The organism is Pseudooceanicola profundus (assembly GCF_054919315.1).
In genome coordinates this window covers 983,695-998,981 of sequence record NZ_CM142898.1, presented here as the reverse complement: position 1 = coordinate 998,981, position 15,287 = coordinate 983,695, and the positions used below count along the sequence as shown (strand labels likewise).

Sequence of the window (15,287 nt, the reverse complement as noted above, 5' to 3'; positions counted from 1 at the left end):
GCAAGCGCGCCGACGTGGATGAGGGCCACGTCGGCGCATTTTTTTATGGCGCAGGAGTCATGGCGGCCGACCGCGGTACCATCGGCCTCTGCCGTCTGACGCGCTCCCGCCATCTGCTCACACCGCGCGGCCACGCTCCCGGACGTCAGGCCTTCGCGCGACCGCGGGACGCCGGATCGATCAACCCGGCCGCCTGCCGGGCTCAGACGGCCCCGGCTTCATCTTTCCGGAAATACTCAGATCCCGCCGCCAGCCTCGGCCGGCAGCCTCTCGTCCGAAACGCTCCGCTAACAGGATCAGGCCAGCCGACCCCAGAGGTCATATTCGCCCGCCTCGTCCACCTCGACCGTGACGATTTCACCGGGTTTCAGTGCTTCGAAGCCCTCGTCGATGAAGAGGTTGCCGTCGATCTCCGGGGCATCGGCCATGGTCCGGCAGGTGGCGGCCTCGTCGTCGACCTCGTCCACGATGACCTCGATCCGCTGGCCGACCTTGGCGGCCAGCTTGGCCTCGGAAATCGCCTGCGCCTTCGCCATGAAGCGGTTCCAGCGGTCCTGCTTCACCTCGTCCGGCACGTGATCGGGCAGCGTGTTGGAGCGTGCCCCGTCCACGTTCTCGTACTGGAAGCAGCCGACCCGGTCGAGCTTCGCCTCGTCCATCCAGTCGAGCAGCGTCTGGAATTCCGCCTCGGTCTCGCCGGGGTAGCCGACGATGAAGGTGGAGCGCAGGGTGATCTCGGGGCAGTCGCGGCGCCAGGCGGCGATCTCGTCCAGAGTCTTGGCGGCAGCCGCAGGCCGCGCCATGCGCTTGAGCACATCCGGATGGGCATGCTGGAAGGGAATGTCGAGGTAGGGCAGCACCAGTCCCTCGGCCATCAGCGGGATCAGCTGGCGCACGTGGGGGTAGGGGTAGACGTAGTGGAGCCGCACCCAGGCGCCGAGCTTGCCCATCTCGCGGGCCAGATCGGTGATATGGCTGCGCACCTCGCCATCCTTCCACGGGTGCAGGTCATGCTTGCGGTCCACCCCGTAGGCCGAGGTGTCCTGGCTGATCACCAGCAGTTCCTTCACGCCGGCCTCGACCAGCTTCTCGGCCTCGCGCAGCACGGCATGGGCCGGGCGTGACACCAGGCGCCCGCGCATGTCGGGGATGATGCAGAACTTGCACTTGTGGTTGCAGCCCTCCGAAATCTTCAGGTAGCTGTAGTGGCGCGGCGTCAGCGACACGCCGCTCGCCGGCAGCAGGTCGACGTAGGGATCGGGTGAGGGCGGCACGGCGGCATGGACCGCGTCCAGCACCTGCTCGTACTGATGCGGCCCGGTCACGGCCAGCACCTTGGGATGCACACCGGTGATGTACTCGGGCTCCGCGCCAAGACAGCCGGTGACGATCACCCGGCCGTTCTCCTTCAGCGCCTCGCCGATGGCCTCCAGGCTCTCGGCCTTGGCGCTGTCGAGGAACCCGCAGGTGTTCACGATCACCGCGTCGGCGCCGGTGTAATCCGGGCTGATGGCATAGCCCTCGGCCCGCAGTCGGGTCAGGATACGCTCGCTGTCCACCAGCGCCTTGGGGCAGCCGAGGCTGACCATCCCAAGCGCGGGTTGGCCGGGGCGGGCGGGCGCGTCGCCCAGGCGGGCGGCGGGGGCAAGGTCGGGGCGGAGGTTGGGCGGATTCTGGGACATGGGCGGCCTATAGCGCTAAACGGGGCACTTGGGAATTGTTTCGGAACGGGGCCAGGCGGCGGGTTGGACGCCCGCCTTTCATCTTTCCCCATATACCTCCGGGGTGAATTGCGCCGCCCTGCGGCGCAAGAGGGGCAGCGCCCCTCCCGGATTCTTCGAAGATTCCGAACCGGAAAATGCGCATTTTCCGGACGGCGTTTCCAGCAGAGTCCAGACCACTCCAGCAAATCTCGCGCGAGACGAGGCGCGCGGCCCCCGGGATGGTCTCTCGACCGGGGCACCCGGTCTCCACTGCCGCGGAAAATTCTTGGACGCGGGCCGCGCCGGGAGGCTTGCCGGGGGGGGGGCTTACCGTTTCCGGTCGCGGCGCGAGGACATGGGCTGGAAGGCCACGCCCACGTGGGCCTCGCAATAGGGTTTGCCGGGCTGCACGGGCAGGCCGCAGAACCAGAAGTTCGGCGTCGCCGGGTCGCCCACGGGCCATTTGCAGGTCCGCTCGGTCAGGTCCATGAGGTTCAGCTTCCGGGCCTTCTTCTCCACTTCGCTCACCTTGGCGAGGGCCTCGGGGCTGATCTCGTTGGCGGAGGGCTGCGGCGGCAGGGGCTGGCCTGCGGGAATGATCTGCTTGCGCGCGGGCACGGCGGCGGGTTCCTCGGCCTTGGCCTCTTCAGGCTCTTCCTGCTTCGGCGCGGGGGCCGCAGCGGCGGGGCGCGGCTCGCGCTTGGGCGCGGCGGCGGGCTTGGGCTTGGCCTCGGGCTTGGGTGCGGCGGCGGCAGGGGCCGCGGCGGCGGCCGCGGGGGCTGCGCCTCCGGCACGGTTGGACAGGCCCAGCCGATGGACCTTGCCGATCACCGCGTTCCGCGTGACGCCACCCAGTTCCTTCGCGATCTGGCTGGCGGATTGTCCCTCGCTCCACATCTTCTTGAGAAGTTCGACGCGTTCATCCGTCCAGGACATGTGTTTTCCCCAGCGTGAAAGGGCGGCGCCCGCAGGCCCGCCCGGTTCCGATCAGGGGGCCATATTAGCTGTGCTGCACGGGGGTCGCAAGGTGGTGGGCGATTCTATCGCATCTGCGGCGGAGACAGGGCGCGGCGGCGCCGCTTGACGCCGGGGCGGGGCAGGGCCGGGGGCCGGCCCTGCGCAGCGATGTCAGGCCAGCAGGCGGCGGGCGATGACCTGCGCCTGGATTTCAGCGGCGCCTTCGAAGATGTTCAGGATCCGCGCGTCGCAGAGGATGCGGCTGATCTTGTACTCCAGCGCGAAGCCATTGCCGCCGTGGATCTGCAGCGCGTTGTCTGCCGCCGCCCAGGCCACGCGCGCGCCAAGCAGCTTGGCCATCCCGGCCTCGAGATCGCAGCGGCGGTCATGGTCCTTCTCCCAGGCGGAGAAATACGTGAGCTGACGCGCGACCATGATCTCGACCGCCATCATGGCGAGCTTGGAGGCCACGCGCGGGAAGCTCACCAGCGACGCGCCGAACTGCTTGCGGTCCTGGGCATATTGCAACCCGGTGTCCAGCGCCGCCTGCGCCACGCCGATGGCGCGGGCGGCGGTCTGGATGCGGGCGCTCTCGAAGGTCTGCATGAGCTGCTTGAAGCCCTTGCCCTCTTCGCCGCCCAGCAGGTTCTCGCCCTTCACCTTGAAGCCGTCGAAGCCGAGTTCGTATTCCTTCATGCCGCGGTAGCCCAGCACCTCGATCTCGCCGCCGGTCATGCCGGGGGTGGGGAAGGGATCGTCGTCTGTGCCGGGTGTCTTCTCGGCGAGGAACATCGACAGGCCCTTGTAGTCCGAGGTCTCGGGATCGGTGCGGGCCAGAAGGGTCATCACGTGGGTGCGTGCCGCGTGGGTGATCCAGGTCTTGTTGCCGGTCACCGTGTAATCGCCGTCCTCGCCCTTCACGGCGCGGGTGCGCAGCGAGCCGAGGTCCGAGCCGGTGTTGGGCTCGGTGAAGACGGCGGTGGGCAGGATCTCACCGCTGGCGATCCGGGGCAGCCAGCTGGCCTTCTGGTCCTCGGTGCCGCCGGCGAGGATCAGTTCCGCCGCGATTTCGGACCGGGTGCCGAGGGAGCCGACACCGATATAGCCGCGCGAGAGTTCCTCGGAGACGACGACCATGGAGGCCTTGGACAGGCCGAGCCCGCCGTGCTCCTCGGGGATGGTCAGACCGAAGACGCCCATCTCGGCCAGTTCCTCGATGATCTCCATCGGGATCAACTCGTCCTTCAGGTGCCACTCGTGGGCATTGGGCTCCACCCGGTCGAGGGCATAGCGACGGAACTGTTCGCGGATCATCTCCAGTTCCTCTTCGAGGCCGGAGGCGCCGACGGTGATATTGGCGGACTGCTCGATCATCAACTCGACGAGGCGCAGGCGCGCGGGCTGCGTGTTGGCCGCGTGCATCAGCATCCGCGTCTCGGGCGTAAAGAGACCGGCGATCTCCTCGCCGCTCAGGCCGAGGTCGGGCAGGCGCATGATCTCGCCCTGGCTCATGGGGATGCCGCCGGCGAGCTGGTTCAGGTACTCGCCAAAGGCGATCTGGAGGATCAGCTGCTCGATCTCGCCCAGCTTGCCGGCTTCCTGAAGGCGCAGCGCCCAGGCCTGCATCTGGCGCAGTGCCTCGACATAGGTGGCCAGCCACGCCAGCCCGTGGGTCGCGCCCTGCGCGGCCTCCACGGCGCGCGAGGAAATCCGGCCATCCACGCTCAGCTCCGCCGAGAGGCGGGCGCGGGCGGCGTCCAGAAGCGCTTCTGCCGGGGCCACGGAGGCCGCGGTGAGCGAAAGAAGATCGGGAAGAAGTACCGGTCCAGCCATCGGGACCTCCTGTCCATCATGTGCCATGAATCATACCTTTCCTTGGTCGATCTGCACATAGATCATTTCGCAGTCGCAGCGCAATATAATTTCCGATGCGCGCAACAATTGGTCGCTTTCTTTCGTGCGCGATTTGCGCTGTTTCCTGCATCGGGCAATGATATGAGGCGAGCATGGATATGCTGACCGATCTGATGTCGCCGGGGGCGCTGGCCCTGTGTCTCGCCATTGCGCTGCTTGCGGGGGTGATCAAGGGCATGGTGGGCTTTGCCATGCCGATGATCATGATCTCGGGGCTGTCGTCGGTCGTGGGGCCGGAACTGGCCCTCGCAGGGCTGATCCTGCCGACGCTGGTCACCAACGGCTGGCAGGCGCTGCGGCAGGGGCCCGAGGCGGCCTGGGAATCGGTCAAGCGGTTCCGCCTCTTCCTGTTTGTGGGCGGCTGTGCGCTGATCGTCTCGGCCCAGCTGGTGCGGCTGATCCCGGCGAACGTGCTGCTGCTGATCATCGGCGCGCCGATCGTGGTCTTCGCGATCACCCAGCTGATGGGCAAGGCGCTGCGGCTGTCGGGCTATCCCTCGCACCGGGTCGAGGCGACGGTGGGCGGGCTTGCGGGCTTCATCGGTGGCATGTCCGGCGTCTGGGGGCCGCCGACGGTGGCCTACCTGACCGCGATGGACACCCCCAAGAAGGACCAGATTCGCATCCAGGGCGTGATCTACGGGCTGGGGGCGCTGCTTCTGGCGGTGTCCCACGTCGGTTCGGGCGTGCTGAGCCTCAAGACGCTGCCCTTCTCGGTCGCGCTGTTGCCGCTGGCGCTGGTGGGCATGTGGATGGGCTTCCAGGTGCAGGACCGGATCGACGCGGTGGCCTTCCGCAAGGCGACGCTGGTGGTGCTGCTGGTGGCGGGTGCGAACCTCGTGCGCCGCGCGCTGATGGGCTGAGGCCCGCGCGGGGCCGGGCCGCTCAGGACAGCAGCGACGGCCCTTCACACATCTTGACCGAGATCAGCGTGTCCCCCGGCGGGACGACCGTGAAGCTCTGTCGCAGCAGGGTTTCCTCCTCGGTGACGATTTCCATTACCCAGAGGCCGGTCTGGATCTCGTAGTCCTCGGAGAAGACGAACTGCGAGAGGGAAGGGGTCTCGTCCAGCGTGACGACCCAGCTTTCGCGGGTGACCTGCGCGGGGCCGATGGGGGGATGGGTGATCACGATGCGGGCCTGCCGCGGGGCCGCGCCCTCGGCCAGCTTGAAGCGGATGCCGAACCCCATGCCAAGCTCGGCCGGGGCCACGTGCGTGGCGAAATCGACCCGCGTGCCCGCGGGCACGAGGTGGATGTAGCCCAGTTCCGTATCCGGTGCCTCGGCCCGTCCCTGGCTGTCATGGGGGCAGAAGAGGCCCGATTCGATCAGGTCGAGAGGGGCAGATACGAAATCGCCGGCCTCGCTCTGCGCGGGGCCGGCGAGCCAGCCCAGAAGGGCTGGCAGGATCAGTGCCGAAGGGGCGATCCGGGGCAGCATCAGCCGATGGCTGCCGCTTTCACGTCTTCGTCGATGTAGGGCACGTACTGCTCGAAGTTGTCGGCGAACATCTTCACCAGCTTCGCGGCCTGTGCGTCGTAGGCTTCCGGGTCCGCCCAGGTCTGGCGCGGGTCCAGCAGCTGGGTCTTCACGCCGGTCACGGCCACGGGAACGTCGAAGCCGAAGTTCGCATCCTTGCGGAATTCCGCATCGTTCAGCGAGCCGTCAAGCGCCGCGGTCAGCAGGGCGCGGGTGGCCTTGATCGGCATCCGCGAGCCGGTGCCGAAGCCGCCGCCGGTCCAGCCGGTGTTCACCAGCCAGCAGGTTGCGCCATGCTTGGCGATCTTCTCGCGCAGCAGGTTGCCGTAGGCTTCCGGGCGACGGGGCATGAAGGGCGCGCCGAAGCAGGTCGAGAAGGTCGGGATCGGCTCCACGACGCCGCGCTCGGTGCCCGGGGTCTTGGAGGTGAAGCCCGACAGGAAGTGGTACATCGCCTGCGCCGGGGTCAGCCGCGAGATCGGCGGCAGGACACCATAAGCGTCACAGGTCAGCAGGATGATGTTCTTCGGGTGGCCGCCAAGCGCGGTGTCCGACGCGTTCGAAATGTAGTCGAGCGGGTAGGCGCAGCGCATGTTCTCGGTCAGCGAGCTGTCCTCGAAGTCGAGTTCGAAGGTCTCGGGATCGTAGACCATGTTCTCGATCACGGTGCCGAACTTCGAGGTCGTCGCGTAGATCTCGGGCTCGGCCTCGGCGCTCAGGTTGATGGTCTTGGCATAGCAGCCGCCTTCGAAGTTGAAGGTGCCGCGGTCCGACCAGCCGTGCTCGTCGTCGCCGATCAGCGTGCGCGAGGGATCGGCCGAGAGGGTCGTCTTGCCGGTGCCCGACAGGCCGAAGAAGATCGCGGTGTCGACCGGGTTGCCGACGGCATGGTTGGCCGAGCAGTGCATCGGCATCACGCCCTTCTCGGGCAGCAGGTAGTTCAGCAGGGTGAAGACCGACTTCTTGTTCTCGCCGGCGTATTCGGTGCCGCCGATCAGGATCAGCTTCTTGTCGAAGTTGAGCGCGATCACGGTGTCCGAGCGGCAGCCGTGCTTCTCGGGGGTGGCCTTGAAGCTGGGGCAGTTGATGATGGTGAAGTCGGCGATGTAGGCGTCCAGCTCATCGCGCGCGGGGCGGCGCAGCAGGTGCCGGATGAAGAGGTTGTGCCAGGCCAGTTCCGACACGACGCGGACGTTGATCGCATAGGCCGGGTCGGCACCGCCGACGAGGTCCTGCACGTAGTAGTCCTTGCCCTTCATGTGGTCGATCATGTCGGCGTAGAGCGCATCGAAGCCCTCGGGCGACATCTCGGCGTTGTTGTCCCACCAGATCGTGTCCTTGACCGAGTCGGTCTTGACCACGTGTTTGTCCTTGGGGGACCGGCCGGTGTACTTGCCGGTGGTGACGAGGAAGGTCCCGCCGTTGCCGAGCGCCCCTTCGCCGTTCTTGATGGCGGCCTCGATCAGCGCGGGCTCGACCAGGTTGTAATAGACATCGCCCAGGCCGTTGATCCCCTGATCTTCAAGCCGGAATGCCGGGTTTACCCGTCCAAATGCCATTATCAATGCTCCTGTAGCCGCAGCGCGGGCGGCAGTGTCCGTTCCGGCGGAGCGCGCCCGCCGATCAGCGTCGACGGCGCCGATGAGGGGCCTCATAACATGTCGTTTATAAAAAGGAACAGGACGGTTTTGCGCAGTTAGCGCAACCAAGTCCGGTTTAGCGCAATCACCCGCCGACGCCCTGCTACACCCTGCCGCAGCGGCAGGCGAAGCGGGGGCTCTTCAGTCTTGTGTAAGACCTTTTTGCCACATTTTCGCCACGCTCGCATGGCCGATTCGTGTTTTGGGATTGATCGAACGTCGCGAAAGGGCGCATATTGAAAGAAAAAATCAGGCAATTAGAGCAGCACGAGGAAATCTTTCATGTCGAAGATCGCTCTGGTCGACGATGACAGGAACATCCTGACATCCGTTGCCATGACCCTTGAGGCGGAAGGGTTCGAGGTAGAGACGTACAACGATGGCCAGGCCGCCCTGGACGCGTTTAACAAGAAACTCCCGGACATGGCCGTTCTGGACATCAAGATGCCCAGAATGGATGGCATGGACCTGCTGCAGCGCCTGCGGCAGAAGACGACCATGCCCGTCATCTTCCTGACCTCCAAGGATGATGAGATCGACGAGGTGCTCGGCCTGCGCATGGGCGCGGACGACTACGTCAAGAAGCCCTTCTCCCAGCGTCTGCTGGTCGAGCGCATCCGCGCGCTGCTGCGTCGGCAGGACGTGCAGGCGGGCGAGGTCGTGGCCGAGACCGAGGACACCAAGGTCATGGTCCGCGGTGAGCTGCGGATGGACCCGCTGCGCCACTCCGTCGCCTGGAAGGGCAAGGACGTGTCGCTGACGGTGACCGAATTCCTGCTGCTGCAGGCCCTGGCCCAGCGTCCCGGCTTCGTGAAGAGCCGCGATCAGCTGATGGACGTGGCCTATGACGATCAGGTCTACGTGGATGACCGCACGATCGACAGCCACATCAAGCGCCTGCGGAAGAAGATGCGGACGGCCGATCCCGATTTCTCGGCGATTGAGACGCTCTACGGCATCGGATACAGATACAACGAAGAGTAATGGCACTCGTCGAGAGGTTCAGCTTGCGCGATGTTGCGTCCGAACGCAGCGGAGATGTCGTGCTGGGCGACGATTATGTTGCCCCCAACGCATCCGCCGAAGAGTCCCTGCGCAGCCGTCGCGAGCGGCGCAGTGTCTTTTCGTTGCGGGCGTCCCCGCTCACGCGGAAGATCATCATCTTCAACCTGATCGCGCTCAACGTTCTGGTTGCGGGTATCCTCTATCTCAACGCCTCGCGCGATTCCCTCGTGCAGCAGCGCGTGTCCTCGCTCGTGAGCGAATCCGAACTGCTGTCGAACATCTTCGAGGCGCAGTTGCCGGTCTCCGCCGGTGCACCGCAACTCAGCGACGGGGCCGACATCACCCGCACCCTGGCCGGGCTCGACCTGCGTCCGGGGCTGGAACTTTACGTCTTCGACGCCGAGGGGGCGCTGATCGGCAAGACCGCCGGCACCATCCTGCCCGCGACTGCCACCCAGGGCCGCACGGTGATCACCGATTTCCTGACCTTCCTCTGGGACGGCATGACCTCGGTCTTCTCCTCCGGCCGTCGCGAGATCGCGCCGCCGGCGCTGACCGACCAGCTGCGCGCACTTTCCAATGCGGCCCTGACGCAGGGCACGGTGGTGGAACGCGAGGCGCGCACCGGGGACGGCTCCACCACGCTTTTTGCCGCCGCCTCGCCGATCCGGCAGGACGGGCAGTCCGTGGGCTCGGTCGCGCTGGCTTCCACCGGCGGTGAGATCGACGCGCTTGTGCGCTCCGAACGCGAACGCGTGCTGCAGATGTTCGTGATCGCGACGCTGGTCTCCATCGGGCTCTCCATCGTGCTGGCCTCGACCATCGCCAACCCGCTCTCGGACCTTGCCGCCGCGGCGGAAGTGGGGCGTGACCGCGACACCCGCAAGAAGGCGCCGAGCCGCGTGCGCATCCCCGACCTCACGGCCCGCCCGGACGAGATCGGGCGCCTTTCGGGTGCGCTGCGTGGCATGGTCTCGGCGCTCTATGACCGGATCGACGCGAACGAACAGTTTGCCGCCGACGTGGCCCACGAGATCAAGAACCCGCTCGCCTCGCTGCGCTCTGCCGTGGGCTCGCTCCGCTTCGTGAAGAAGGAAGAGCACCGCGAGAAGCTGCTCGACGTGATCGACCACGACGTGCGCCGTCTCGACCGTCTGGTCAGCGACATCTCCAATGCCTCCCGCCTCGACAGCGAGCTGGTGAAGGAGGACGAGGAGCCCTTCGACCTGCTCAAGATGCTGGGCAACCTGAACCAGTACCTCGGCGATCAGGCGGCGGAGAAGGGGATCGACTTCATCTCGGACCTGCCGGACGACAAGATCGTGATCAACGGTCTCGAGGCCCGTCTGGCGCAGGTCTTCGTCAACCTGATCACCAATGCCACCTCCTTCTGCGAAGAGGGCGACGCGATCCGGGTCTGGGCCCGGCGCCGCGAGAACCGGGTGCTGGTGGTGGTCGAGGATACCGGCCCGGGCATCCCGGACCAGTCGCTGACGAAGATCTTCAAGCGCTTCTACTCGCACAGGCCCGAGAATGACTTCGGCAACAACTCCGGCCTCGGCCTCGCGATCTCCAAGCAGATCGTCGAAGCCCATGGCGGCGTGATCTGGGCCGAGAACATCCGCCCGACCGATGCCGACATCACCTCGGAGCCGCTTGGCGCACGGTTCGTCGTCGGCCTGCCGGTCTGATCCATGATGCGCGAGATCGCGCAGGCGGGCGATGCGCCGCTGATCCTGCACGCAAGCAGCGTGGCCCTCGCGGGCCGCGCTGTTCTCGTTCTGGGGGCCGCCGGGCGCGGCAAGTCGGCGCTGGCGCTGGAGTTGATGGCCATGGGTGCGGGACTGGTCGCCGATGACCGGACCTGCGTGGCTGCGCGGGAGGGTCGGGTCTGGCTCGACGCGCCCGAGGCGATCCGCGGCCGGATCGAGGCCCGGCAGGTGGGCATCCTGAATGCCACGCCCTGCGGACCCGCGGCGCTGGCGCTGGTGGTCGATCTGGATCGGCCCGAGGGCGAACGGCTTCCGCCGCAGCGCAGAATAAAAGTGCTGGGGTCGGACTACCCTTTGCTTCACAATAGTCCCATGCGGCACTTCCCGGCCGCGATTCTGCAATATCTCAAGGCCGGCCGCCACGCCTGAGGCGAGGCTGGCGCAACGCCGGAACGACCAGATGACCGACCAGCCCCCCACCGACAGCGCCGCCCCCGGCCCGGATCACCCGCGCGAGCAGGCCACGGGGCCACGCCTCGTCCTCGTCACGGGGCCCTCCGGGGCGGGGCGCTCCACCGCGCTCAGGGCGCTGGAGGATCTCGACTACGAGACCATCGACAACCTGCCGCTGTCGCTGCTGCCGCGCCTGCTGACCGGGCCGCTGCCACGCTCGCTGGTCCTTGGCATCGACGTGCGGAACCGGGATTTCTCGCCGCAGAAGATGGTCGAGATCATCGACGAGCTGGGCCGTGATACGGTGGTGCCGCTGGAGGTGCTCTACCTCGACGCCCGCGCCGACATCCTCCAGCGCCGCTATTCGGAAACCCGGCGTCGCCACCCGCTGTCCTCCGAGGAGACCGCCGAGGCGGCCATCGCGATGGAGCTGGACCTGCTGGGCCGCATCCGGGCCCGCGCTGACGTGCTGATCGACACCTCCGAGATGACGGTGCACGACCTGCGCGACGAGATCGGCCGCTGGTTTGCCACCGATGCGGAGCAGACGCTGGCGATCTCGGTCGAGAGCTTCAGCTACAAGCGCGGCCTGCCGCGGGGCGGGGACATGCTGCTCGACACCCGCTTCCTGCGCAATCCGCACTGGGACCGGGCGCTGCGACCGCTCGACGGGCGGGACCCGGCGGTTCAGGACTACGTGAAGGCGGACCCCCGGTTCGCACCTTTCTTCGACAAGCTCCTCGATCTGACCGAGATGCTGCTGCCGGCCTACGTGGCGGAAGGCAAGAGCTACTTCACGATCGGATTCGGGTGTACCGGCGGGCAACACCGCTCGGTTACCTTGGCGGAAACGCTGGCGAAGACCCTTGCGGAAAAGGGCTGGCAGGTGTCAATTAGACACCGAGAACTGGAACGGCGTCAGACCGCCGCCACGAAGTGAGATGCCAAGGCGCGCGGAAGGAAACCCGGCTTTGATCGGAATCGTCATCGTCGCACATGGAGGGCTGGCCACGGAGTACCTGGCCGCCATGGAACATGTGGTCGGGCATCAGCCGGGTATCCGCGCCATCGCCATCGAACCTAACCATGACCGGGGCAGCAAGCAGGCCGAGATCTGTGCGGCGGCGGACGAGGTCGACCACGGCGACGGCGTTGTCATGGTGACCGACATGTTCGGCGGCTCGCCCTCGAACCTCTCGCTGCGGGCCTGCCAGCCGGAAAACCGCCGAATTCTCTACGGGGCCAACCTGCCGATGCTGATCAAGCTGGCGAAATCCCGCCATCTGGCCTTGCCCGACGCGGTTCGGGCTGCCACGGAGGCGGGCAGGAAATATATCGACAGTCAGAATGTCAGCGGAACCTGAGGCTTATGAGCACGACCATCACCCGCAAACTCAAGATCATCAACGAGAAGGGGCTGCACGCCCGCGCCTCGGCGAAACTGGTGGAAGTGGCGGAAGGCTTCGACGCGCGCGCGGAAATCGCCCGTGACGGCATGTCCGCCTCCGGCGACAGCATCATGGGCCTTTTGATGTTGGCAGCCTCGAAGGGAACCACTATTGAAGTCGAAACCTCCGGACCCGATGCCGAGGCCCTCGCCGATGCGCTCGAGGCGCTGGTGGCCGACCGGTTCGGCGAGGAGATGTGACGGCGCCCCGAGGGGCCAACGGGAAGAACAGGTGGCGGCCAAGTGGTAGACTCGTATCATGGCAACCGGCGGAATGCGGGCAACATCGTGAGGCCTGATAGCGGGGCCCAGACGGGCGTCCAGTCGGGCGGTCAGACGAAGTACGACCGCCGCAGCCTGACCTATTCCAACACCTTCGAAGACCCGCTGCCGCGCAACCTGATCCGCGCGATGGAGTGGATGACCGGCAAGCTGACGATCCTGCGGCTGATCCGCAAGTTCGAGAAGCAGGGCGCCCCGCAGGGGCAGGCCTTCTGGCGCGCCTGTCTGGATGTCATGGGCATCCCGCTGACCACCCCGCAGGCGCAGATCGACCTGATCCCCGAAACCGGCCCCGTGGTGCTGGTGGCGAACCATCCGCACGGCATGGTCGACGGGATGATCCTTGCCGATCTCGTGGGCCGGCGCCGGCTGGATTACAAGATCCTCACCCGCTCCGTGCTGACCGGCATCGACGAGGTGGCCTCCTCCTACATGATCCCGGTGCCCTTCCCGCATGACGTGGACGTGCAGCGCAAGTCGGTCGAGATGCGCGCCAACGCCATGGCCCACCTGAAGGAGGGCGGGCTGATCAGCCTCTTCCCCTCGGGCGTCGTGGCCTCGTCCGAAACCATGTTCGGCCCGGCCATCGAGGCAGAGTGGAACGTCTTCACCGCGCAGATGATCCGTCGCTCGGGTGCGCGGGTGGTGCCGGTCTTCTTCCCCGGTTCGAACTCGCGCTGGTACCAGATCGCCAATCGGCTGTCGCCGATCCTGCGGCAGGGCCTCCTGCTGCACGAGATCGTCCACGCGCTGAACAAGCCGCAGGCACCGGTGGTGGGCAAGCCGCTGACCGATGCACAGATGGAGCGGCTGCAGAGCGATCCGCGCGGCTTCATGGCCTGGCTGCGGCAGCACACGCTCGACCTCGGACAGTAACTGGTCTCTCAACGCCTGTCGGGCCTGCAACATGGCTGCGCCACGGCCCCCGGGGTCAGCGGCGGAACCAGCGGAAGACGGCAGAGGCCAGCCAGCCTGCCACGACCGCGATCACCAGCGACAGCACGCCGTAAACGACGGGCTGGTTCCTCGACAGCACGAAGAGCCAGCGTTCGAGGCCGACCTTGCGCACGTCGATCACCGTCTCGAAATCCGCCACCACGGCACCGCCGCGTGTCAGGAAGATCCGCGTGGGATAGGAGCCTTCGGTCAGGTTCGAGGGCAGGGTGATCTTGGTCCGGAACAGCGTCTGCTGGTCGAAGGTCACCTCTCCGTCGAGCTGCTGGTAGACGCCCTCAGTCTCGCGGATGCGGATCAGCGCATCGGTGAAATTGCCCGGATCGGCCACCACTTCGCTGACCCCGACGGAGCGCACGGCGCGCGGGATCGAGACCTCGTGGCGCAGGTCCTCGGTCTGGGACAGGATCTTGTCCAGCGGGCCGGTGGTGGCCACGGCGTAGAAGCTGGGCGCGCGGTCGATCCGCACCGTGTCGGCGTTGACCCAGATGCCGGCCTTGCGGGCCTTGCGGTGCAGGGTCACGGGGCCATCGGGGCCGGCGACGGTGATGATCACCTCCATCGGCTGTTCGGGAATCGGCGCCTGCCGTTTCACCGCGCCGAAGACGAGGATTTCCGAACCGTCGAAGCTGGCGGTGATTGCCACCCGGTTCTGGGACAGGCCGAGGACGACTTCCTCGTCCTGCGCGCGCAGCGGCAGGGCCGAGATCAGGAGCAGGAGGAGGCTGGCCGCGAACCGCATCTCAATCCCCGATCGTGTAGAGTTCGGAGGGGGTGAGCAGCAGGTCGAGGGCGATCTTGCCGCAGACCATCAGCACGAGGCCCGCCAGCAGGATGCGGAGCTGCTCGGCCTTCATCCGCGCGCCGATCCACGTGCCCGCCTGTGCGCCGATGACCCCGCCAAGCAGCAGCAGCACCGCCAGCGCCATGTCCACCGTCTGGTTGGTGATCGCGTGCAGCATCGTCGTGAAGGCCGCGACGAAGATGATCTGGAACAGCGAGGTGCCCACCACGACCTTGGTCGGCATGTGGAGCAGGTAGATCATCGCCGGGACCATGATGAAGCCGCCGCCGACGCCCATGATGGCGCCCAGCATCCCCACGGCCGCCCCCACGAGGAAGGGCGGAATGACCGAGATATAGAGGCCCGAGACCCGGAAGCGCATCTTGAACGGCATCTTGTGGGCCCAGTTGCGGTGCCGCTTGTGCGGCGTCGCGGGGCCCGCGCGCTTGGCGCGGCGGATGGCGTTCAGGCTTTCGACGAACATCAGCGCGCCGATGATGCCGAGGAAGATCACGTAGCAGAGCTGCACCAGCAGATCGACCTGGCCGATCGACTTGAGCAGGTTGAAGATGTAGACGCCGATGCCTGAGCCCGCGAGGCCCCCTATCAGCAGGACGAAGCCCATCTGGAAATCGACCGCCTTGCGTCTGACATGGGCGAAGAGCGCCGAGACCGAGGAGGCGACGATCTGGTTGGCCGAGGTGGCCACGGCGACCGCGGGCGGGATGCCGACGAAGAACAGCAGCGGCGTGATCAGGAAGCCCCCGCCGACGCCGAACATGCCCGAGAGAATCCCCACCAACCCGCCGATCCCCAGCAGGAGAAAGGCGTTCACTGAAACCTCAGCAATGGGCAGGTAGATCGTCATGGCCTCTCCTAGCCCCAAATGCCGCGTTGCCGCAACGGGGGATGATCTATGGCCGCCATAGAAAAACGCGCCCCTTGGGGCGCGTTCCG

The 15,287-nt window shown here is 66.6% G+C and carries 15 protein-coding genes; 8 read left to right on the top strand and 7 right to left on the bottom strand.

The window, feature by feature from the left end:
• Positions 1-296 precede the first annotated feature (296 nt).
• The 3 genes from rimO to ACX9MO_RS04615 all read right to left on the bottom strand — a co-directional run bounded on the left by rimO (position 297) and on the right by ACX9MO_RS04615 (position 4,520).
• Positions 297-1,682: a 30S ribosomal protein S12 methylthiotransferase RimO gene (gene rimO, locus ACX9MO_RS04625; protein ID WP_462213683.1), complete on the bottom strand. Its 1,386-nt coding sequence runs from the start codon at positions 1,680-1,682 to the stop codon at positions 297-299.
• A gap of 348 nt (positions 1,683-2,030) precedes the next feature.
• On the bottom strand, positions 2,031-2,639 hold the full coding sequence (locus tag ACX9MO_RS04620; protein ID WP_222491790.1) for a GcrA family cell cycle regulator: 609 nt from the start codon (positions 2,637-2,639) through the stop codon (positions 2,031-2,033).
• A gap of 192 nt (positions 2,640-2,831) precedes the next feature.
• The gene (locus ACX9MO_RS04615; protein WP_462213682.1) at positions 2,832-4,520 is read right to left on the bottom strand and encodes an acyl-CoA dehydrogenase family protein; all 1,689 of its coding nucleotides are present in this window, start codon (positions 4,518-4,520) and stop codon (positions 2,832-2,834) included.
• A gap of 146 nt (positions 4,521-4,666) precedes the next feature.
• Between ACX9MO_RS04615 and ACX9MO_RS04610 the strand changes: the two genes are divergently transcribed.
• A complete protein-coding gene (locus ACX9MO_RS04610; protein WP_462213681.1) occupies positions 4,667-5,437 on the top strand; it encodes a sulfite exporter TauE/SafE family protein in 771 nt (256 codons plus the stop codon).
• A gap of 22 nt (positions 5,438-5,459) precedes the next feature.
• On the opposite strand, the gene ACX9MO_RS04605 is transcribed toward ACX9MO_RS04610, so the two are convergent.
• A complete protein-coding gene (locus ACX9MO_RS04605) occupies positions 5,460-6,014 on the bottom strand; it encodes a DUF3859 domain-containing protein (RefSeq protein ID WP_462213680.1) in 555 nt (184 codons plus the stop codon).
• Entirely contained in the window at positions 6,014-7,612 is a 1,599-nt protein-coding gene (locus ACX9MO_RS04600) for a phosphoenolpyruvate carboxykinase (RefSeq protein ID WP_222491798.1), read from the bottom strand. Before ACX9MO_RS04600 ends, ACX9MO_RS04605 begins: the two co-directional genes overlap by 1 nt.
• Before the next feature lie 363 nt (positions 7,613-7,975).
• On the opposite strand from ACX9MO_RS04600, the gene ACX9MO_RS04595 reads away from it, so the two are divergent.
• The 7 genes from ACX9MO_RS04595 to ACX9MO_RS04565 all read left to right on the top strand — a co-directional run bounded on the left by ACX9MO_RS04595 (position 7,976) and on the right by ACX9MO_RS04565 (position 13,468).
• A complete protein-coding gene (locus ACX9MO_RS04595; RefSeq protein WP_222491800.1) occupies positions 7,976-8,677 on the top strand; it encodes a response regulator transcription factor in 702 nt (233 codons plus the stop codon).
• The gene (locus ACX9MO_RS04590) at positions 8,677-10,389 is read left to right on the top strand and encodes a sensor N-terminal transmembrane domain-containing protein (RefSeq protein ID WP_462213679.1); all 1,713 of its coding nucleotides are present in this window, start codon (positions 8,677-8,679) and stop codon (positions 10,387-10,389) included. The genes ACX9MO_RS04595 and ACX9MO_RS04590 overlap by 1 nt, the downstream gene beginning before the upstream one ends.
• 3 nt (positions 10,390-10,392) lie before the next feature.
• Positions 10,393-10,839, top strand: coding sequence for an HPr kinase/phosphorylase (locus ACX9MO_RS04585; protein WP_462213678.1), 447 nt, complete (start codon positions 10,393-10,395; stop codon positions 10,837-10,839).
• Positions 10,840-10,870: 31 nt separating this feature from the next.
• Complete coding sequence (gene rapZ, locus ACX9MO_RS04580) at positions 10,871-11,803, top strand: RNase adapter RapZ (RefSeq protein WP_462213677.1); 933 nt, start codon at positions 10,871-10,873, stop codon at positions 11,801-11,803.
• Between the two features lie 31 nt (positions 11,804-11,834).
• Positions 11,835-12,227: a PTS sugar transporter subunit IIA gene (locus ACX9MO_RS04575; RefSeq protein ID WP_462213676.1), complete on the top strand. Its 393-nt coding sequence runs from the start codon at positions 11,835-11,837 to the stop codon at positions 12,225-12,227.
• 5 nt (positions 12,228-12,232) lie between these two features.
• The gene (locus ACX9MO_RS04570) at positions 12,233-12,511 is read left to right on the top strand and encodes an HPr family phosphocarrier protein (RefSeq protein ID WP_222491808.1); all 279 of its coding nucleotides are present in this window, start codon (positions 12,233-12,235) and stop codon (positions 12,509-12,511) included.
• A gap of 87 nt (positions 12,512-12,598) precedes the next feature.
• Entirely contained in the window at positions 12,599-13,468 is an 870-nt protein-coding gene (locus tag ACX9MO_RS04565) for a lysophospholipid acyltransferase family protein (protein WP_315900480.1), read from the top strand.
• 55 nt (positions 13,469-13,523) lie between these two features.
• Here ACX9MO_RS04565 and ACX9MO_RS04560 read toward each other — a convergent pair whose 3' ends face one another.
• Positions 13,524-14,288, bottom strand: coding sequence for a TIGR02186 family protein (locus ACX9MO_RS04560; protein ID WP_462213675.1), 765 nt, complete (start codon positions 14,286-14,288; stop codon positions 13,524-13,526).
• A 1-nt stretch (position 14,289) separates the two neighbouring features.
• Positions 14,290-15,198, bottom strand: a complete 909-nt coding sequence (locus ACX9MO_RS04555; protein ID WP_222491813.1) for a sulfite exporter TauE/SafE family protein — start codon at positions 15,196-15,198, stop codon at positions 14,290-14,292.
• Positions 15,199-15,287 lie beyond the last annotated feature (89 nt).